Consider the following 20,359-nt stretch of genomic DNA (forward strand, 5'->3'; position numbering starts at 1 on the left):
AGCTCCTTCAATGGGAGTAGGGGGAAGGTAGGTGGAGGATCTGAAAGGCACGGATCAGTCCTTGAGGAACCACACGGCGCCTTGGGATGTCGGCTCCAGGCGCCAGGTCGGCTCGACGAGATAGGTGGTGTTTTCGGTGGTCACGATTGCCGGGCCGTGGATGACGTGCTGATGGTGCAGCGCCTCGGCATCATAGACGGGCGTATCGACGGCTCCGTCGATCTTCACGAAGTGGACCTGCCTTGTGCCAATCGGGGACGGCATGGTTCTGTCATGTCCGGAGTCGATCGAGTCAAACTTGACCACGTCACCCTCCACGTAGGACGCGACCCGCACGGTCTGTGCTCTGATCCCGGCCTCGGGAGCCTGGCTGCCGGCACCGTAGCGCTGACCGTAGATGTCCGAGAACGTACGGATCAGATGGAGCACATCGACCACGCCATTCACGCGGTTGATGTCGAAGACGACCGCTGTGGTCACCAGCTGGTTACCGTAACGCAAGTCCATCTCGAGACTGTGGCGGATGTCGGCGGGGTTGTAACCCTGACGAACGAGGTCTTCCTTGCCCTTTGCTTCGAGCTCCTGGATGACACGGTTCAGTTCGCCATAGTTCTTGTAGAGGCTACGGTCCGTTGGGTTGTACAGGACGACATGTGAGCCCCGTTCGTGGATATGGAGGGGTTTCATGTTGCCGGCTCCGCAGGCTGAGAAGACCGAGGAGAACGGCGGGGCGAGAATCCTGCGGATACCTGCGTGGTCGGCGATGCCGCACGCATGCAGCGGACCGTTGCCGCCATAGGCCAGCATGGTGAAGTCCTCCGGAAGATAGCCGCGGACGCGCAACTCCTTCGACATGCCGATGGCCATCTGCTCGTCGACGGCGTTCTTGACGATCTTGGCGACCTCAACGGTGTCCATGTTCAGTTCATCGGAGAGGACCTCATCAATGGCGTAGATGGAGCGCTTCTTGTTCAGCTTAATGTAGCCGTTGGCGTAGTTGTCGGGATCAAGGTAGCCGAGGACCAGGTCCGCGTCGGTGACCGTCGGGCGGAGGCCGCCACGGTCGTAGCATGCCGGACCGGGGTCTGAGCCAGCTGATTCCGGCCCGATCTGTACTGAGTGGTGAATGCGGTCGTAGCTTGCTATCGATCCACCACCTGCACCCAGGGTCAACAGGTGGATCATCGGAACGGAGACAAGCCAGCGTCCGATGGTCGGCTGGAAGTCGTAGTGCTTGACTCCGCCCTCGGGGACGAGCCCTATGTCGAAGGAGGTACCGCCCATGTCTGTGGAGATGACATTTCCCAGTCCCGTACTGTCAGCCAGGTGCTGGGCGGCCCCCACCCCGGCGATGGGTCCGGAGTGGATGGTCTGCAGTGCGTCGGTGGAATTCGACTGGGCCATGCCGCCGGAATTGTGGATGACAAGCATGGGTTTGTCATAGCCGGAACCCCGGAGGTTGTTGGACAACTGCCCGAGTGCGTGGAACATGATTTCGTGCAGGAAGGCGTCGACAATAGTGGACGTTGCCCGCACATATTCGCCCTTTCGGCCGGACACCTGGCTTCCCAACAGAACGGGAATAGCGCCGAGTTCGTGGGCCGGATACTCGTCCAGGATGATTTCGAGGATCTGCTGCTCGTGGACGGGATTTTCTGTCGAATTGACCAAGGAGACGACGATTGCTTCTGCCCCGTTGTCCACAAGTTCGCGAACCTGGGTGCGGACGTCGTCTTCCATCAGGGACACGACAACCTTGCCGGCCGAGTTGATTCGTTCCTTGACCGAGCGGATCAGGCTGCGGGGCACGAGAGGATCCGGGCGGGTGGCATCCGGCATATTTTGCTGCTTGGAAGGGTCCAGCCCTTCGCCGTAGCCACGGCCCCGGGAGAGAGGGATGGTGTCCTCGAAGCCGTGGGTCACCAGTGCGCCTACCCTCGGGCCCTTCCCTTCAATAAGTGCATTGGTGCCGAGGGTTGTTGCATAGCGGACTGAATCGACTTCCGCCAGAACGAGATCGCGGTCGAGTCCAGCTCGCGAGCAAGCGAGGTCGAGTGCTTCATTGAATCCTTGGGCCAGGTTGTGGTGTGTTGTCAGCGCCTTCGCCTCAACATACAGGCCGTCCCAAGCGAAAAAGCAGTCCGTAAATGTACCGCCGATGTCAACGGAAATTCGTTTCATGACCAGTGGTTTCCTTAGCTGTGCGAGTGACTGGTGGACGGGGACAGACTGTTGTACGAACCAAGGGCCGGGCTGAAGTCTGCAACGGCCTCTTCGCCGGGTCCGTAGTTGATGACGGTCTCCGGGTTGGTTCCACGGTTCGTCCACTGTTCGCGGAGCGAGTCGATATCCCAGAGCATGTCCACGGTCGGGGGGTGTCCCGGCGGTACGTACTCCGTTTCGAGCTGCGTCCCGCAACCCGGGCAGTAAAACTCGAGAATCCTGCAGAAAGCGGGGTCCGGAGCGAAAGTGAACTCGTACCTTTCCGGATCAAGAATCGACTGATGGATTTCTCTCGGGTCCCGGTCGTAAACCAGGGTTCCCTCCTTGTAATTGCCCCGGGCGTCGCCGAGGTCATGGCTGCAGACCCGGCAGGTCCACCGCTCCGTGTCGAGATCGATGATCAGATATTCCGTCATTGGAATCCGCATGACTTGTCTCACCTGTCTTCTTAATGATGGTTGTGTGGGGTCACTTCTGGATGGTGTCTGTAAGCATGAGGTCACCGGAGACCGTCACGTCGAAGGTCCAGCCGTGCGGCACACGGGCCGTGAAATAGGGGCCCTCCACGATTGCGGGGCCCGAGGCCGAGGCACCGGCCGTCTGACGTTCCAGCTCGAATACCGGGACCTCATCGACCTGGTCGACCGCGGAGCGGACGTTTCGGGAGGAGGTGGCGACGGCGGGCCTCTTCGCGATTGATTCGGCGCGTCTGATTGACGTGTGCGGCAGCTCGAAGCGGGCGGTCAGGGTCAGCATGGTGTTGTGTCCGCGGATACCGGGCTGCGGATCGGAATCCAGGTATGGGAGCTCAGAAATCAGCTGGCCTTCGGCATCTTCAAGCACCACGTTCCATTCGAGCCGGCATTCGTCGATTTCGTGGCCCTCTTGGAACATGTCCCGCGTCGCCCGGTCCATGAGCGCCGCTTTGCTCGCACCGAATTCTTCGGCGTCCATTCCCGCGACGTTGGCCTCGTACGTCTGCGCAATGTCGGAGAAGCCGATTCCGAAAGCCGAGAAAACCGCGGCCATTTGGGGCACGAGGACTCGGCGGACGCCGGCGATCCGTGCTGCGCCGCATGCGCTCATGGGGCCCGCGCCCCCGAACGCCGCAACCGTTGTGGCGTCCGCATCCTCGACGTCGTCAGTTAAGGACTGCGACATGCGTTCGAAGTAGGCAGCCTCCATCCGAATCAGCGCCTCATTGAGGGTTATGCCGAGAGGGTCCGCAATGACTTCAGTGATTACGGCACGCGACCGCTCAGCGTCGAGGCTGAATCCTCCGTCGAGGTAGGTATCCGGATCCAGGACTCCCAGCAGCAGGTTCACGTCCGTGATCGTGGCTTGCTTGCCGCCAAAGCCGAAACAAGCGGGGCCCGGGGCAGCCCCGACACTTTCGGGGCCGACGGTGATGACGCCGTCGCGGAGTGCGATGACCGAACTGCCCCCGACGCCGCTGGAATGGACGTTGCTCATCTCAAAGGAAACCGGAACGCCCTGAATGGATCCCCGGCGGTCCGTCGAGATGGTTGAGTTCTTCACCGAGCCGACATCAGTGGTTGTCCCGCCGACGTCGATCATCAGCACATGCGCAAGTCCATAGGCCTCAGATAGCGCCTTTGTTCCTTCAAGTCCACCGCGGGGCCCGGAAGAGTAGGTCTTCAACGCCACAGATTTAGCCACACGTGAAGAAGCTCCGTCGTTGCGGTAAATAAGAAGCGGGTTCTTGACCTTATGGTCGCGAAGCCGGTGCTCGGCGCTGTACAGGAACCTCTCCATGGTGGGGTGCAGAAAGGAATTGATGATTCCGGACCATACGCGTCGCCCCTGGACGGCGTCGGGAGTGAATTCCCAAGAGAAAAGAATGGGTACCGAACCGAGCAAGTGACGGGGGAACTTCCGCAGCAAGACGCCTTTGACGGCCCTTTCCTTCTCCCTGTCAGCCATGGCGATCACGAGTCTTGCCGCGCCGTCGGTTGTCAGCCGATTGACCTGCTTGACGAGTTCCTGTGACAGCTCCTCCACTTCCTGTTCGGCGTTGATGACTGCTACTCGTGCGCCGACGAGGTCTTCGAACAGCTCCGCTGCCGCGTCGCCCTTGCGAAGTTCTTCGGCCAGGGCGGGGCTGTCTGTGAGGATGCCGATGCGTGGCCCCTTGCGCTCTACAAGTGCGTTGGTGCCTTGGGTGGTGGAATACCGGATGTGACGCGTGGAGTGCAAGAGTCCCGGAAGATCTTCCTCACCGAAGATGTCCTTGGAGGCCTTGGCTATGCCGTCGAAGAGACACTGGGAGAGGTCGAAAGGTGTGGTGAGCGTCTTGGTGAACGAAAAATTCTCGCCGTCCCAGACACAAATATCGGTCAGCGTTCCACCGTTGTCGATGTTAATGAGCCGTTCCATTGATACTCCTTTGTATATTGAGGCGCGGTGACACCAGCGGCGTATTCCTCAACGGGTGATTGTGAGCCATGCCACATTGAGGCCTGACCTCAGTTTCACTCCTGATGCGGTGTGGCTGGCTACTACCCGGCCGGGTGGACTATCCGGAAGAAGGGTCGGCCACCCGGGAGGGCGCCGGGCTGGTTTCGAACTGGACTCACACTCCCCCCGGCTACACCTCGACCACGTCGCTACGGCGTGCTCGCCAACGACCGCCGTCGACGTCCCTATCTTTTTCGAGAAGAAGTGTCAGCTTCGCCGGGCTTGGCCAAGAACGCTTACGTGGGGCTCGCGATCCTAGGTTCGAGAGGGCCACGATCATCGCATTCCAGGTGATCGCAGAAGACCTAAGCTATTGGTGGCAGCCGGCACGCGCGCATCAATCGCCACGGCCGCAAGGCCGTCCAGTCCATCGGCTCAAGACCTCCGTCATTGACGCCCAAACCGTTTGTTCGCCTGGAACTCCCCCATTTCCTACAAAGCGAAACCAATTCTAGGAACCAAAAAGATGTTCATATCTGGCACGAGCGACGTCGCCGCCGTCGCAGGCGGTTCGGTCAGCACCGTTTCGAACGCCCCGAACAGCACCCGGAAAGTCAAAATCGAAACCCGAGGGCCCGGCGATTCGGGGGAACTTCACGTCCGGGTATTTGGCGGGATCGAGGTCCTAGGCTCCTCGCTGCTGGTGCAGCTCCTGGTGGGCAATTACGTTGGCCTCATCAGCCGTGGCCACATGATTGCCAAGGGCTGGATGGATATGGTCTCGGCAGATGGGACTACAGCTTGGGTCTGGCTGGACGGGGGCCGCGGTCGTCGGATGGTACACGCTGGAGACGGGATCGGTCTCATGGTTCTCAAGGAGGCCCCCGCCGTTGCCTGCGCCCGCAAAACGACAAACAAGAACCGCAAGCGCAAGACAACAACCGAAGGAAACTGAACCCTTGATCTACATTCCTGCGCAGGACCGTTATGATTCCATGCCATACCGAAGGGTTGGCCGAAGCGGGCTGAAGCTTCCAGCGGTCTCACTGGGCCTCTGGCACAACTTTGGGGACGACAAACCCTTCGAAACGCAACGGGCCATCCTTCGCCGCGCCTTCGAGCTCGGCGTCACACACTTCGACCTCGCCAATAACTACGGTCCGCCCAGCGGCAGTGCCGAGACCAATTTTGGCCGGCACCTCAGGGACGACTTCAAGCCGTACCGCGACGAGCTCGTCATCTCCACCAAAGCGGGATACCACATGTGGCCCGGCCCGTACGGGGAATGGGGATCCAGGAAATACCTCCTCTCGAGCCTTGACCAGTCCCTGGAACGCATGGGCCTGGACTACGTGGATATCTTCTACAGCCACCGACCGGACCCGAACACTCCCCTTGAGGAAACCATGGGAGCGCTCGACACCGCGGTCCGCTCGGGCAGGGCGCTGTACGCGGGCATTTCCTCCTACTCCCCGGACAGGACGCTCGAGGCAGCTGCCATCCTTCGGGACCTTGGCACACCGTTGCTGATCCACCAGCCCTCGTACTCAATGCTCAACCGTTGGACCGAACAGGGCGAGCCCAACTTGTTCCAGACCCTTGAGCAGGTGGGCGCAGGCGCCATCGCGTTCTCGCCCCTCGCACAGGGTTTGCTGACCACGCGGTACCTACACGGCGTCCCGGAGGACTCCCGCGCTGCCGCAGGCAAGTCGCTGGTGGACACGCAGCTCTCTGAGGAGAACCTCACCCGGATCCGGGGCCTCAACGAGATCGCGACGCAGCGTGGGCAGACCCTCGCCCAGATGGCCATATCCTGGGTGCTGCGCCCACAAAACAGGGGAATACCGATCACATCGGCCCTGATCGGTGCCAGCAGCGTCCGGCAACTCGAAGACAACCTGGCGGCAACCTCAGGTCCGGATTTCACCAGCGATGAGCTCGAAAGGATCGACGAATTCGCCGTCGAGTCCGACATCAACCTCTGGGCCAAGGCACTCCAGGCATAGACCATAGAGGTGCGTTGAGATCAGGACCCCTCTGGAGCCAGCGGCGCCAGCATCGACGGTTGGGTTTGTGCCAACCCAGACCACCCCACCCGGGTGGGCAACAACTGTCCCGGAAAGTCCACCCGCCAAGGCAGTAGCCAACCACACCAAGGCTGGAGCGAAACTGAGGTCAGTCCTTGACGTGGTGGTCGGGCTCCCCCAACCCGGGACGCATCTGGCCCCCGACGGACCGAAAATGCCTGCGTCTTCGCACTTGTCCCAAAAGATTGCGGGGCAATGCGGCGCACGAGTTCAATGCACGTTACATGACAAGAAGAGGATTATGGACTATTCGCTGATGATGGCTTGCACACTCATCAACACAATGAAGGACGAGGGCCGCAGCGCGTTGCCAGACGCGCCTGCTGTAGTGGAAAGACGCGCCGGGTACGCACGCAAAAGACCGGCTCGTCTGCGGGGTTGGCTGGCGACCGCCCTACACCAAGTCGCGTGGGCAATTGAGCCTGAACCGTCGGCTGGAACTTGGCCACGGAACTAAGGCAGCGCTGCCGTTGGCACAGACGTCGGGTCGGATGGACCTGTCAGTCATCGACCGCCACCTGCACGTACTCCATCAGCAATTCGGGCTGTGCGTTCAAGCAGCCAGGAAAGATGCTGCAGCACAAGGGTTCTCCTAAGCACAGCCGCAACTGTGGCGGATGATCAGCTCCACAGGGAGCATCTCGCTCTGGAGTTCCATCGCTTCGCCCGGCTTCGCCCGGAGAAGCAGGTCAACGGCGAGGGAGCCCGCACGAGCGATCGGCTGCTGCACGGTCGTTAACCCCGGGGATATGATGCCTGCCTCGCGGATCCCGTCGAACGAAACCAAGGCGACGTCCTCCGGGACTCGGACCCCAGCCTCCGCTGCCGCATGCAGTATTCCGATTGCCTGCTCGTCACTGTGCACGAACATGGCTCGCGGCCGTTTCCGGGTTGCCAAGAGCATCTTGGCAACCCGGAAAGCGTCATAGCGATCAAAATTGCTTTGGACATTCAGCTGGCCGTCCGGTTCGATTCCCCGCGCAATCAGGGCCTGCTCCCAGCCTTCTTGGCGTTCTCTGACGGCCGACAGCCCGAGGGGACCGCTGAAGCTCGCCACTTCGGTGTGCCCGTGGTCGAGTAGGTGCGTCGTGCCGGCAAAGGCGCCCGCTCTATTGTCGACAATGATTGAGGTGCCCCAGATTTCGCTGGCCGATCGGTCCAGGAAGATGAGGGGCGTCTTGTTGCCCTTCAGCGCTGCCACTGTTGCGGGAAGAAATGCTTCGTTCGTCACCGAGCTGCCCGCGAAGATAATCCCCTTGACCTGCTGCTCGATAAAAGTGCGCAGATGCTTGGCCTGTCGCTCATCGTTCTGCATTGCGTTACCAAGAAGAAGGCTGTATCCGCGTTCGAGCGCGGATGTCTCGACGGCTTGGGCAACTTCGCCGCAGTAGGGGTTCGTGATGTCGGCAGCGATGAGGCCGAGGGTCGTGCTTGTCGCAGAGCGCAGTGACCGCGCTACCGCGTTCGGGCGATAGCCCAGTCTCTCCACGGCATCCAAAACGCGCTTCCGTGTTGCCTCGGAAACCTTTCGCGGCCCGTTGTTGACCACATAGCTAACAACCGCTGTGGACGTACCGGCCTCTCGCGCGACCTCCTCCTGGGTGATCATCCGTTACTCCTATCGTGTATTCCGCGAACTCGCATCAAACTCGCGCCCGCCTTTATGGACCCAAGCCTAGAGCACGGCGCGGCCGACCGCTTGTTACGAGTTTAAGCATGAATTGTTGCGGCCGTGTTAACTTTCCGGCGTTGACCGTAAAGCCGGGGCTGATCGTATTGACACGTCTCCGAGTTCGCTCCTATCGTAAATCTAAACGTATAGATCCCCGGCCCGTGGCGGTTGGCAGTTCCGGTTCGCCGGCTGTCGTAAACGGGAACCCGAGGGCCGCGAACAGCTCCCCACAATTGGCTGATGCGCTGCCAATCCCCACGCGTAATAACACCATCGCTGAAATGTTCGTCATGAACATCAATTGTCGATTTTCTCCTAGACAAAATTCCACCCGGTTTTCCGATGAAAAGGATAGTTCCGTGATTAATACCAATGATGCGTCCGTCGCCTCTAGTGCGGAGGCCACTCTTATGTCCGCATTGCCGTCACCTGCCATGTCCCGACGACACCTTTTGCGAGGGGTGGGGGCGGGGGCGCTGGCGGTTGCTGGCGGGTCGCTGTTAGCCGCCTGTGGAGCGGCGACGACTTCATCCAGCACCGTTTCTTCCGGCGCGGCCAGCGGGACAGTGGGTCTGCAGTTGGTATTCATCAAGAACGTCCAGTTCGCCGGTAGTTACTTTGCCGACCAGAACGGATACTGGAAGAACCTGGGCCTGAACGTCAACCTGATGGCCGGTGGACCCAACCTGACGGTGGAGCCGGTTGTCCAATCGGGCAAGGCGCTGGTGGGCATAACCCACACGGCGCAGGCCGTGAAAGCCATCATCAACGGCGCTGACCTGCAGATCATCGGCACCGGTTTCCAGAAGAACCCCTTCGTGCTGATCTCCCGCGCGGCTGCGCCTATCAAGACGCCGCAGGATCTGGCCGGTAAGAAGATCGGGGTACAGGCCCTGGACCTCCCGGTTTTTACGGCCTTCCTCACGGCCAACAAAATCGACAAATCCACCTTCACGATCGTCCCGCTGCAGTCCGACCCCACACCGCTGGTGACCGGCGAACTCGACGGCATCATGGGCTTCTACAGCAACGAGCCCAATTTCCTGCGCATCAAGGGGGTCGAACCCTACAACCTGCTGTTTGACAGCTTCAACTACCCCCTCATGGAGGAGGCCTACATCGTGAAGAAGTCGAATCTGCAGGACCCCGCGAAGCGGGCGCAGATCGTGGCGCTGATGCAGGGCGAATCGAAGGGCTGGCTGGATGCTGTTGCCAGCGTGGACAAGGCGGCCGACCTGGCCGTCAACAACTACGGCAAGGACCTCAAGCTCGATACGAGCCAGCAGGTGTTGGCGATGAAGTCGGAAGTTGATCTCGTCGTCACGGCCGACACGAAGGCGCACGGGCTCTTCTGGATGACCGACACACTTATCAACGGCACGGTCAACTCGCTAAAGCTCGGCGGCGTCGAGGCGACGAAGGACATGTTCACCCTTGACGTCCTGAATGACGTATACAAAGGAAAGGCCACGGTCTGACCCATGGGCACTACACCCGGAAATGAGGGCGTCAGCATTCGCGACGTCTCCAAGAAGTTCGCCGTTCGCGGCAAGGAGGTCCTGGCGCTCTCGGGGGTGAATCTGGAGGTCCCGCTCGGAGGATTCCTGTCGCTGCTGGGCCCGAGCGGTTGCGGCAAGTCCACCATGCTGCGCATCTTGGCGGACTTGGACGAACCGACCAAGGGCCAGGTCCTTGTTCATGGCGAAGCTCCCTCGGTCGCCCGGAAGAACCACCATCTCGGGATCGCTTTCCAGGATGCCGCGCTATTGCCATGGCGCACCGTGGAGGAAAACATCAAGCTTCCCCTCGAGGCGGCCGGCCGAAAGCTGGCCGAAAATGACCTGCGGGATATTATCTCTCTCGTCGGCCTGACCGGCTTTGAGAAGGCAAAGCCCGCACAGTTGTCCGGCGGAATGCGCCAGCGCGTCGCAATCGCCAGGGCGCTCATTCACGAGCCCCAGGTCCTCCTGTTGGATGAGCCCTTCGGTGCCTTGGACGAAATGACCAGGCAAAGGCTGAACCTTGAGTTGCTCCGGGTCTGGACGGCACGCCGGACAACGACGGTACTGGTCACGCACTCGATTGCCGAGGCTGTCTTCCTTTCCGACTCTGTAGCCGTAATGGCACCACGTCCCGGTCACGTCGTCGAGAAGATTGACATAGACCTGCCAAGGCCCCGTACCCCGGAGATGCTGCGCTCACCCGAGTTCCATAAAATCGCCGACCGGCTGAGTGGACTTCTTTTCACGGGAGAGTCCAGCCCGCGCGGGGACCGGCATGCCGCCAAAGTCAACGCCTGATGCCGTCAGTGCTCTTACCGAAAGGAACCTCGTGGCAGCATCCAGTGCTGTAAGCACGTCCGCGCCGGCGCCCGAGCGCCAGCCCCCTGCGTCCAGACTAAAGAGCCGCTTTAGAAGCTGGCTGCCGCCGATGGCGGGGCTCGCCGCGCTGCTCGTGGGTTGGGAACTCATCGCGCGAACCATCGCGGCGGGTAAGCACATCGTGCCGACCGTACCGGACGTAGTTGGCACCATGGTCGCCGACGGCTTCTACTTTGACGGTGTGACGACCACCCTGGGGGAAGCAGCCCGTGGATTCTTTTGGGGAAACCTGGCGGCGCTGGGTGTTGCCGCCATTTGCCTGCTCTTGCCTCGCTTGAAGAACATCTTGACGCGGCTGGCAATGGCCACCTATTCCACCCCTACCATTGCCATCGCGCCGCTGTTGATCGTGCTGTCTTCCCCGGACGGGGCGAAGGTCAGCATGGCGGGGCTGTCAGTGTTCTTTCCGACATTGCTCGGGGCACTGGTGGGCCTGGAAGGCGGCCCCAAGTCAGCCTTGGAATTCGTGCACGTCTCTGGTGGATCCCGGGCATTTGCTCTGGCACGTGTACGCGTTCGTGCGGCGGTGCCCGAAATAGCCGCCGCGCTCAGCCTGGCTGCACCTGCCGCGGTGGTTGGCGCCATGATCGGAGAGTATCTCGGCGGGGACCAGGGACTCGGCGTGGTCATGGTGCAGGCTCAGCAGTCACTGAACGAGGCGCGGGCCTGGGCGGTAGCGGTCGAAGCGACAGCACTTTCCACCGTGGCTTACCTTTTGATCGGCGCAATTGCCCGCCGGCTGGCGTACACCGCCACGTCGACAGAATTCGGCATCTCCGCAGCGGTCCGGTCGAAGGGCACCAAACAGGTGACTTTGGCTATCGGGCGCACAATTGCTTCCCTGGTGGCGGTGATTCTTCTGTGGTTCGCACTGGTGCGCGGGTCAGGCCTCGACCCCTACCTCGCCAAGACTCCAGACCAAGTATGGACGTACCTCACCGCCGGCCCAGATGCGGCGGCTAATCGAGACCTGATCTTCTCCGGGCTGGCAAAGACACTGAGCGACGCCTCCGTCGGCTATGTTGCCGGCACCATCGCAGCGCTCATTGCGGCAGTCATCTTCCTCAACTCTTCACTGGTCGAGGGCATGTTCCTGCCGGTGGTCATGACCATCCGTGCCGTACCGCTTGTGGCAATGACTCCGATCATTGCCCTCGTCTTCGGGCGCGGCGTCCTGACGGTGGCAGTGCTCGCCGGCGCAGTCACCTTCGTGCCGACCCTGGTGATCGTTTTGGCGGCGCTACGCGCTGTTCCGAAACCTGCAACCGAGTTGATGCACGTATATGCCGTCGGGTGGGTTCGCTCGCTCTTCAGCGTCCGCTTGGCCTACGCCATTCCAGCCCTGGCCGCAAGCGCCCGGGTGGCGATTCCGGGCTCCATTCTTGGCGCCGTCCTCGTAGAGATCCTTGCAACAGGCGATGGGATTGGCTACACGGTCGCGACCAGCATTGGAAATTCCGAATATGTGGCCCTGTGGACTGCATTGGCGGTCCTGAGCGGGGTTACGGCAGTGCTGTACATGTTGCTGTCGCGCATCGAGTCGGCGCTCCTGACACGTATCACCCAGTAATCAAGGCTCTTGAAACGTGGATGCATGTCGATGGCATGGGCAACAGCTGAGGGACCGCAGCCGTCCGCGCCGGCAGCATCCGCCGAATTATTGTCACGGTCCAGGACGGAAAGGATTCAAATGAACAGGCATTCCGAGGCGGTCCGCGAGGATGATCTTGAAGAGGGGCGCTGGAAACACCCAACCCCAGTCACCGCTGAACTCGCGTCCACTTGGGTTGACAAGGGTCGGCGTCTCTCGATCCCGCTGCTTGAACTGGCCGGGCCGGTCGCGGACCCGGCGACCGTTATTCCCCAAGTTGTCGAAAAGGAAAGTGAGCGGCTGTACGGGAACTTCATGCTCGCTTGGCTCGATAACAGCAGCGACCCACGGGTAGTGAACCACCTTCCCGACGCAGCGTTTTTTCTGCAATTGCTGGACCTCACCTATGGGCCTGTCTTCGAGTTGCGTCCCGAGCTCCGGAGCCTCTTGAGTGGTACGAGTCGGCCCGAAATGTCTTTGACCAACGACGTTCTCCAGATTCAGCTGCGCACGGTCCAAGGGAACTACAGCATGATCCGGCACCACGCCCTCATGTTGTTCTACGCGGCCCTGTGGCTTGATGAGCCCGAACGGTCCGGATGGTTGGACTTATACGACCAATTGGTGACCCACGTTGACGGACGCCCGGAAGGGCGACCGAGCTTGGAACAGATCGGCAGCACGGAAAGCGGCGCCTTTGAGGATTTCGCGGCGCTCTCAGGGCGAACATTGACGGATCCGGAGGCTCGGCAGCTGTTGAACGATCCTGAAGCATTGCAACGGATCGTGGACTACCAGTTGTATGCCGCTGTGGCGATTGGCCTGCTGTGGCGAGAGTATCGCGCCCTCCCCGAGGAACTGCAGGAAGGATGGCACCGTGAGCAGCTGTCCAGGGGCTACGTCAGCCCGGATTATCTGGAGGACAACTGGCTGAACAAAAAGTGATCCTTCACCGCCCAGCAAACTAAGACCTCGAAAGAGAGAACAGAGCATGACCGAACTACAGCTCATCATCAAAAATGCACGGCTTAACACGGACGACCAGGAACTGTACAACATCGGAGTCCGGGACGGGGTCATCGTCGCCCTCACTGGCCAGGCGGAGGACCTCGGCACCGCCGCCGAGACGCTCGATGCGGCAGGCCGTTGGGTGATACCAGGTGCTATCGACACCCACTCTCACATAAACCAGAGAGCCCCCGAATACAATGATCTGCCGGGTTTCGGCCCTGACGACAACTTCGCGGTGGAATCCAAGGGAGCACTGGCGGGTGGGTGCACCACAGCCTTGAACTACGCGCAATTCGGACTGGGCTCAATGCTGGAGGCGTACCGTGAGGGTCTCCGCGCCGCCGGTCAGCAGAGCATGATGAACGTCCTCTTCCATGGCTACGTCATGAACATGGAACAGGTGGCTGAGATCCCCCAGGCGGTCGCCGAAGGTATCACAACATTCAAATTGTTCATGCCCTATCGCGGCGAAGAGGCAGCAGCCCTGGGCGGCATCGGCAGCCTCAACCACGCCCAAATGAGAATAGCCTTCCGGGAGATCGCTCGACACGGGGTGCAGGCGCTGGTGCACGCCGAGGACGGTGACATCGTTGATCACTGCATGCAACATGAGATTTCGGCAGGAATGACCTCGCTGGCCTCATGGGAACGGTCCCGGCCAACCGAGGCCGAAGGCGACGCCGCGTGGACCGCCCTCTACCTGGCCGAAAAGGCCAACTGTCCGGTCACGATTGTTCACGTCTCGAGCCTCGAGGCGATCCGCGCTCGACGGGCTGCGGGCTATAGCGACGCCGCACTCGAGTCCTGCGTGCACTACATGCTCCTGACAACCAGCTCCGGCATTGGCCCGGAGGGCAAGGTAGCCCCACCGCTGCGCGACCCCGAACTGGCAGCTGCAATCACGGACGCCGTGATGAACGGCGAGATCGACTTCTTTGGTTCGGACCATAATGTCTGGCCTAGTGCCGCGAAAACCGACTGGGTGACTGCCCGTCCGGGATTGCCGGGAATCGCCTTGATGCTTCCGCTACTGCTCACTCACCTTGTTTACGAGCACGGAATGAGCATGGAGCGCGCTATCGAGCTCACGTCTACGAATGCGGCCCGCCGATTCAACCTACCAAATAAGGGCCATGTCTCGATTGGCGCTGACGCGGACCTGGTAATTCTCGACGAGGGTGAGCGGGTGGTACGGACGAATGAACTGCACTCAGCCGTGGACTACTCGCCCTACGACGGATACGTCCTCAAGACCTGGCCCTCCGCCACGGTTGTTGGCGGAACAGTGGTGTTCAGGGATGGCGTTTTCCCCAACGAAGATTTCCGCGGAGAAATCATCAACGACCGCTTCCGGAGAGATGCGGCCGGCGTCCAAGAGGCCGACGCCGATTTAGTCGAGAGCATTAGTTAATCGAGTCATTGAGAAAGTGCTCTGAGCTGCAGAAATTGAGGTTGCCAAAGCCATGATTCCAGTGACAAGGAGCACTTTCTCTGCGTCGATTCTGTTCTGGCTATTCGCCAATCCATTCCGTTCCACCGGCTGACCGCCGTCTCCCGAAAGTATTCGTAGATGACAAATGATTCGCAGATCAGTACCGTTACATTCCCTGACAGGGAACTGCTGGCGGCTTTGGAACCATTGCCGGTGGGGGTGCGGGGAGCGGTGTGGGACCTTCGCAGTGCGCCGATCGGAGTTGACCTCGACGACGTCGATGCGGTCGTTTTGCCGTATATCAATGCCTCTGAGGTGCTTGGGGAACTAGGCCGTGTACCCCATCTCAAACTCGTCCAGACGCAATCTACCGGCTATGACGGTGTACGCGAGGCAGTGGGCGAGACAGTTGCCGTAGCATCGGCCAGCGGAGTCCACGCCGCTGCCACGGCCGAATTGGCGATCGGGCTCATCCTGGCGTCGCTTCGTGGCATCGACGCGGCAGTGCGCGACCAACAAGAGGGTGCCTGGCGGCCGCAGCGCCATCTCTCGCTTGCGGACCGTAAAATCCTGCTCGTTGGTGTCGGAGGAATCGGCAAAGAAATTGCCCGCCGTCTGCAGCCCTTCGAGGTTGAACTGACCCGGGTCGGCAGTTCCGCCCGGGACGACGCCGACGGCCACATTCACGGCGCGCAGGAACTCGTTGCGTTGGCTGCCACGGCGGACGTCATGGTTGTGATCACTCCGCTAACCGAGCAGACCCACCACATGATCAACACCCACGTCCTTGCCGCGCTGCCGGCAGGCGCACTCGTTGTCAATGTTGCGCGCGGAGCCGTCGTCGACTGCGACGCCCTGACTGCGGAAGTGCTGAAGGGCAGACTCAAGTGTGCCATCGATGTCTTCGATCCCGAGCCGATACCGGCCGATCATCCCTTGTGGACTGCCGAAAACGCCTTGATCACCCCGCATATTGGCGGAAACACTTCGGCGTTCTACCCGAGAGTGGTCAAGCTCCTTAAGAAGCAGATGGAGGCGTTCGCGCGGGGGAAGGTCCCGGACAACCTGGTACAACGCGGACCCTTCGCGTAATGCAGGCACGGGAAACCTGACTCTGGATGCATGGACCGGCCGGAGCATCGAACTCGGTTATACCGGGTATGTCGGCCTCGAATACAAAGCCACCACTGCGGAACCGTTCGGGTGGCTGCGCGAAGCCAAGCCAATCCGGTCTGCGCACATTCGTACGTACTAGCAAACGCTTCAGGAAATGGACACGAAAAATGAATGCTGTTCCCCGGAAAGTCGCCGTAATCGGGCTGGGAATCATGGGTCTGCCCATGGCCGTCAACCTGCTCAAGGCCGGCCATCCAGTCACGGGATTCAACCGCAGCCAGGGCAAGATCGACCAGTTGGTCAGTGCCGGGGGCGTGGGGGCCTCCGGCACCGCCGAAGCCGTCAAGGACGCCGACGTCATCATCACGATGGTGCCGGACTCCCCGGACATCGAGGCGGTCGTCAGCGGCCCGGACGGCGTCTTTGCCAATGCCCGAAAGGGTGCCTACTGGGTTGACTGCAGCACCATCCGACCGGATGTCAGCGTCCAGTTGGCCGCGGCGGCGCGGAAAGCCGGCATCAAGGCTCTGGATGCCCCTGTTTCCGGCGGCGAGACAGGCGCCATCGAGGGCAATCTCTCCATCATGGTCGGCGGCGAAACCGCCGATGTCGAAGCCGTTCGGCCGGTCCTTGAGGCCATCGGCAGCACGGTGGTTCACGTCGGTCCGTCCGGTTCCGGGCAGACCGTGAAGGCGACCAACCAGCTCATCGTTGCGGGCACCATTGAGCTGCTGGCCGAGGCGCTGGTCTTCCTTGAGGCACACTCGGTGGACACTCAGGCCGCCATCAAGGTTCTCGCCGGCGGTCTGGCCGGCAGCCGGGTCCTGGACCGCAAGGCCGCCTCGATGATCGCCCGCAAGTTCGAGCCGGGCTTCCGCGTGGATCTGCATCACAAGGATCTGGGCATTGTCACCGCCGCCGCCCGCGAGGCCGGCGTCGCCATCCCGCTGGGTGCCATGGCGGCGCAGTTGATGGGGGCGGTGCGCGCCCAGGGGCACGGCTCCTTGGACCATTCAGCGCTAATGCTCCTCGTCGAGCGACTTTCCGGCCGTTCCGCTAGTTGAACACTCGGCGAAATGCAGAAAAGTGCCGCTCCAGAATCAATCCTGGAGCGGCACTTCGTTGGCGAGGTTGCGGGAAATCAGTCGACTTCTATGTCCGTGGAATCCGGATGACGGCCGGACCCACGCGATCGGCCAAGAGCTGCACATGAAGCTTGCCGCCGTCATAGGTGACGGTAGCGCCAGAGCCTTCAACGGTGGCACCTTCCAAGCGCACTCCAGTGGGTGCCAAATCGATTGCCGTCGTGCTTTCATCGAGGGAATCGACGAAGGCCACGATTTCGGTTCCGCGGTCAATCCACCGGATCCAGGGTTCGTCCGTGGGCACCGCAACGGCGGAATCCAAGGGAGTGGCTCCAACCAGATACTGTTTTCCGGCGGCCATCCAGGCACCCAGCTCCGTGAGGGACTGACGTTGGATTGCCGGGATGGTGCCATCCGCCTTCGGCCCCACATTGAGCAGGAAGCGTCCACCGCGCGAAACTACGTCGACCAGCTGGCGGGCAAGCTGTTTGCCGGTCAGCGACTGTTCCGTTCCTTCAACCTGGTTGTACCCGAACGAGAAGCCTATGCCCCGGCAGTTCTCCCACGCGTCAAACGACTCTGCATCCTTGTGGGCTTCATATTCGCTGGTGCCGTAGTCCTGGTGCGTGGTACTGCCCCACCGGTCGTTGACTACGCCCGTCGGACAAGCGGCATAAAACTCTTTGAACAGTGTGCCCAGACCGCCCGGTCCAAAGTGCTTTCCGGCGTCGGGCCATTCGATGTCATTCCAGAGGATTTCTGGACGGTACCGCTCAATCAGGTCGGCCACGTGGTCGTAGGCGTATTGGGCATACCCGGGGTCCTTGGGCCGGTCGGTGTCGTGGACGCTGTCCGAGCTTATGTGCGGCGGGAAGGGGCGGACATGCCAGTCCAGTCCTCCGGAGTAGTAGAGGCCCAAGTGCATGCCCTGTTCTTTGACCGCGCCGGCAATGGCGCCAATCAGGTCCTGCTTCGGGCCGCGGTGCACCACGTTGCGTCCGTTCGTTCCCGGCGCATCCCACAGGCCGATGCCATCATGGTGTTTGGTGGTTGGTATTACGTAGTCGGCGCCGGCTTCCTTGAACAACTCGGCCCAGCTGGCGGGGTCAAAATTTTCGGCGTGCCACTGGTCGAGCAACTCGTCGTAGGGAACGCCGCCATGTACTTCCTGATGGTGCTTCTGTGCCGGGCTTCCGTCGATTCGGATGGTGTTCATGTACCACTCGGCGTAGGCATTGTGCGTGAACCACTCGCGTGGGTCCTTTACGGTTCCGAGGGCTCCAATGGGTTCGGCCCAAGCCGGGACTGAGTAGGCTCCCCAGTGGATGAAGATGCCGAAGGGTGCGTTGCGGAACCATTCGGGCAGCTCCCTTTTTAGCTGTGCCCATTCTTCCGGGGCAGCTGGCTGGCTTTCTGTGGACGTGCTGGGCTGAGACATCAGACTCCGATTCGTTGTTGGTGAGACAGTGTGACAATTTTCTTTACGTCTTGGGGGCGGATCCGGGTGGGTTCAGCGGCCTCCCAAGCCGCCCATACTGATGCCCTTCACGAGTTGTTTCTGTAGGACGATCACGACAACCAGGCTAGGCAGCACGGCCAGTGTCGACGCTGCCATGAGGGGGCCCCAGTCGGTTCCCCGTTCGCCGGAGAACATTGACAGGCCGAGCGGGATAGTGCCCTGGGTGTTGTCATTAATCACAATCAGGGGCCACAGGAAACTGCCCCAGTAGTCGATGAAACTGAAGACTCCGACGACGGCGAGCGGGGCCTGCACTAGTGGCAGGATGATGCTCCACAGGATGCGGAAGGAACCTGCGCCGTCGATGCGGGCGGCTTCCTCGTAGTCCAGTGGCAGGGTCAGCAGGAATTGACGGATCAGGAAGGCCCCGAAGGCGCCGAAGGCGAACGGCACGATCAAGGCAACCAGTGAGTTCACCAGGCCCAGCTTGTTCATCATGATGTACAGGGGGATCACGAGTACCTCATGAGGCAGTACGAGAGTGCCCAGGAATAGCAGGAAAAGCCTGTCCCGAAAGCGGAACCGGAACCGTGCGAAGGCATAAGCCGAGAGCAGTGAAACGGTCGTGGTCAGCAGGGCCCCGGCCAGAGCCACAATGAAGCTGTTCACGATGATCCGGCCGAAGGGGATGAGCGTCCATGCCGTGTTGTAGTTCGACCACGCCAGGTGTGATCCCAGGAAATTGGCACCGGTGGAAAAGACTTCCTCGGTGGATTTCAAGGATGTTGCCAGCATCCAGATGAACGGGAAAATGAATCCCAGGCCGACGACGATCATCGCGGTTCGGCTGATGATCCGCCCTCTGCGGCCTCGGCTACGATCGCGCTTTCCTGTCTGGGGGTCGGTTCGTGTCAGGGTGTCAGTTGTCATAGTTGACCCACCTCTTTTGCTGGGAAAATTGCAGGGCCGTGATCAGCATGACGATCACGAACAGGATCCAGGCCAGCGACGAGGCATAGCCCATCTTGTCGAAGGAGAAACCGTTGCGGTACAGGTAGAGCACGATGGTGTTCGTCGACTCCCCCGGGCCACCAAGGGTAAGCAGGTACGGCTGGGTGAAGACCTTGAAGGAGCCGATGATCGTCATGACGGTGCAGAAGAATAGCGTCGGTGACAGCATGGGAAAGACAATCCGGTAGAAACGCTGCCATGGCCCTGCACCATCAATCGTCGCGGCTTCGAGCAGGCCGGGAGAGATGTTACTCAACCCCGCTCCCAGGACGAAGATGTTGTAGCCGATCCCCTGCCATAGCGACATAGCGATTAGGGAGGCCATGGCAAGGTTGCTGTCACTGAGCCAGGACGGTCCGTGTATGCCGACTCCTGCCAGTCCCGAGTTCACAACACCGTTGTCACTGAGCATCAACCTCCAAACCAACGCATTGGCCGTCATCGGCGTAACAACGGGAATGAAGAACAACACCCTGAAGAAAGGCCCCCATTTGCCAATGTGATGCAACCAGGTGGCAAGTCCGAGGGAAATTCCGAGGTTTAGAACCGTGTAGCAGACAGCAAAGACGAGCGTGTTTCCCAGCACGGTCCAAAAGACCGGATCCGAGCTGAAAAGCGAGGCGTAGTTGTCAAAACCCACAAACTCCGGGTCCCCGAACAGGGGCCACTTGTACAAGCTGATAGCCAACGACGAGACCAACGGGATGATGATGAAAATGAGGAAGCCGAGCATTCCCGGGGCGAGATACAGAGCTGCCAGCCGACCCTGTGCGCGGCCTTGGATTCGTTCGGGCGCAGCGGCTGGTGCTGCGGGCATGGCTTCGCTGTTTACTTCAGGCAGAACAATCATGAAATGGACCTAACGCATCATGG

At 60.7% G+C, this 20,359-nt stretch carries 16 protein-coding genes; 9 read left to right on the plus strand and 7 right to left on the minus strand.

Translation table 11 applies throughout. The features are described 5' to 3' along the window. Positions 1-54: 54 nt before the first annotated feature. The 3 genes from ABD742_RS11360 to ABD742_RS11370 are packed head-to-tail and all read right to left on the minus strand — an operon-like array spanning position 55 to position 4,620. Positions 55-2,181 (minus strand): hydantoinase/oxoprolinase family protein, encoded by a 2,127-nt coding sequence (locus tag ABD742_RS11360; protein WP_234753560.1) that lies wholly within the window; start codon positions 2,179-2,181, stop codon positions 55-57. Between the two features lie 14 nt (positions 2,182-2,195). Further along, positions 2,196-2,639 (minus strand): acetone carboxylase subunit gamma, encoded by a 444-nt coding sequence (locus ABD742_RS11365; protein WP_234753558.1) that lies wholly within the window; start codon positions 2,637-2,639, stop codon positions 2,196-2,198. Positions 2,640-2,691: 52 nt separating this feature from the next. Beyond that, positions 2,692-4,620: a hydantoinase/oxoprolinase family protein gene (locus ABD742_RS11370; RefSeq protein ID WP_234753556.1), complete on the minus strand. Its 1,929-nt coding sequence runs from the start codon at positions 4,618-4,620 to the stop codon at positions 2,692-2,694. 547 nt (positions 4,621-5,167) lie between these two features. Between ABD742_RS11370 and ABD742_RS11375 the strand changes: the two genes are divergently transcribed. After that, positions 5,168-5,596, plus strand: a complete 429-nt coding sequence (locus ABD742_RS11375) for a hypothetical protein (RefSeq protein ID WP_234753554.1) — start codon at positions 5,168-5,170, stop codon at positions 5,594-5,596. Positions 5,597-5,600: 4 nt separating this feature from the next. Continuing rightward, on the plus strand, positions 5,601-6,647 hold the full coding sequence (mgrA, locus tag ABD742_RS11380) for an L-glyceraldehyde 3-phosphate reductase (RefSeq protein WP_234753552.1): 1,047 nt from the start codon (positions 5,601-5,603) through the stop codon (positions 6,645-6,647). 673 nt (positions 6,648-7,320) lie between these two features. Here the strand turns inward: mgrA and ABD742_RS11385 are convergent. Beyond that, positions 7,321-8,337 (minus strand): LacI family DNA-binding transcriptional regulator, encoded by a 1,017-nt coding sequence (locus ABD742_RS11385; protein WP_234753550.1) that lies wholly within the window; start codon positions 8,335-8,337, stop codon positions 7,321-7,323. A gap of 296 nt (positions 8,338-8,633) precedes the next feature. On the opposite strand from ABD742_RS11385, the gene ABD742_RS11390 reads away from it, so the two are divergent. From ABD742_RS11390 to ABD742_RS11420, 7 genes are all read left to right on the plus strand, one after another. Further along, positions 8,634-9,878 (plus strand): ABC transporter substrate-binding protein, encoded by a 1,245-nt coding sequence (locus tag ABD742_RS11390; RefSeq protein WP_344787958.1) that lies wholly within the window; start codon positions 8,634-8,636, stop codon positions 9,876-9,878. Between the two features lie 3 nt (positions 9,879-9,881). Next, positions 9,882-10,700 (plus strand): ABC transporter ATP-binding protein, encoded by an 819-nt coding sequence (locus tag ABD742_RS11395; protein WP_234753545.1) that lies wholly within the window; start codon positions 9,882-9,884, stop codon positions 10,698-10,700. Positions 10,701-10,830: 130 nt separating this feature from the next. After that, positions 10,831-12,351 carry an ABC transporter permease gene (locus ABD742_RS11400; protein ID WP_234753544.1) on the plus strand — a complete coding sequence of 507 codons (1,521 nt, stop codon included), beginning with the start codon at positions 10,831-10,833 and terminating at the stop codon, positions 12,349-12,351. Positions 12,352-12,471: 120 nt separating this feature from the next. Continuing rightward, a complete protein-coding gene (locus ABD742_RS11405; RefSeq protein WP_234753543.1) occupies positions 12,472-13,317 on the plus strand; it encodes a hypothetical protein in 846 nt (281 codons plus the stop codon). Positions 13,318-13,363: 46 nt separating this feature from the next. Beyond that, positions 13,364-14,794 carry a dihydroorotase gene (locus tag ABD742_RS11410; protein ID WP_234753542.1) on the plus strand — a complete coding sequence of 477 codons (1,431 nt, stop codon included), beginning with the start codon at positions 13,364-13,366 and terminating at the stop codon, positions 14,792-14,794. A 159-nt stretch (positions 14,795-14,953) separates the two neighbouring features. Then, entirely contained in the window at positions 14,954-15,907 is a 954-nt protein-coding gene (locus ABD742_RS11415; RefSeq protein WP_234753537.1) for a 2-hydroxyacid dehydrogenase, read from the plus strand. A gap of 191 nt (positions 15,908-16,098) precedes the next feature. Then, entirely contained in the window at positions 16,099-16,995 is an 897-nt protein-coding gene (locus ABD742_RS11420; RefSeq protein ID WP_344787963.1) for a 2-hydroxy-3-oxopropionate reductase, read from the plus strand. A gap of 88 nt (positions 16,996-17,083) precedes the next feature. Here the strand turns inward: ABD742_RS11420 and ABD742_RS11425 are convergent, their stop codons facing one another. The 3 genes from ABD742_RS11425 to ABD742_RS11435 all read right to left on the minus strand — a co-directional run bounded on the left by ABD742_RS11425 (position 17,084) and on the right by ABD742_RS11435 (position 20,336). Continuing rightward, on the minus strand, positions 17,084-18,454 hold the full coding sequence (locus tag ABD742_RS11425) for an alpha-L-fucosidase (protein ID WP_234753533.1): 1,371 nt from the start codon (positions 18,452-18,454) through the stop codon (positions 17,084-17,086). A 72-nt stretch (positions 18,455-18,526) separates the two neighbouring features. Continuing rightward, positions 18,527-19,405: a carbohydrate ABC transporter permease gene (locus tag ABD742_RS11430; RefSeq protein ID WP_234753531.1), complete on the minus strand. Its 879-nt coding sequence runs from the start codon at positions 19,403-19,405 to the stop codon at positions 18,527-18,529. Continuing rightward, the gene (locus tag ABD742_RS11435) at positions 19,395-20,336 is read right to left on the minus strand and encodes a carbohydrate ABC transporter permease (RefSeq protein WP_234753529.1); all 942 of its coding nucleotides are present in this window, start codon (positions 20,334-20,336) and stop codon (positions 19,395-19,397) included. The genes ABD742_RS11430 and ABD742_RS11435 overlap by 11 nt, the downstream gene beginning before the upstream one ends. Positions 20,337-20,359 lie beyond the last annotated feature (23 nt).

Origin of the sequence: Arthrobacter ramosus (genome assembly GCF_039535095.1) — a bacterium.
GTDB lineage: Bacteria > Actinomycetota > Actinomycetes > Actinomycetales > Micrococcaceae > Arthrobacter > Arthrobacter ramosus.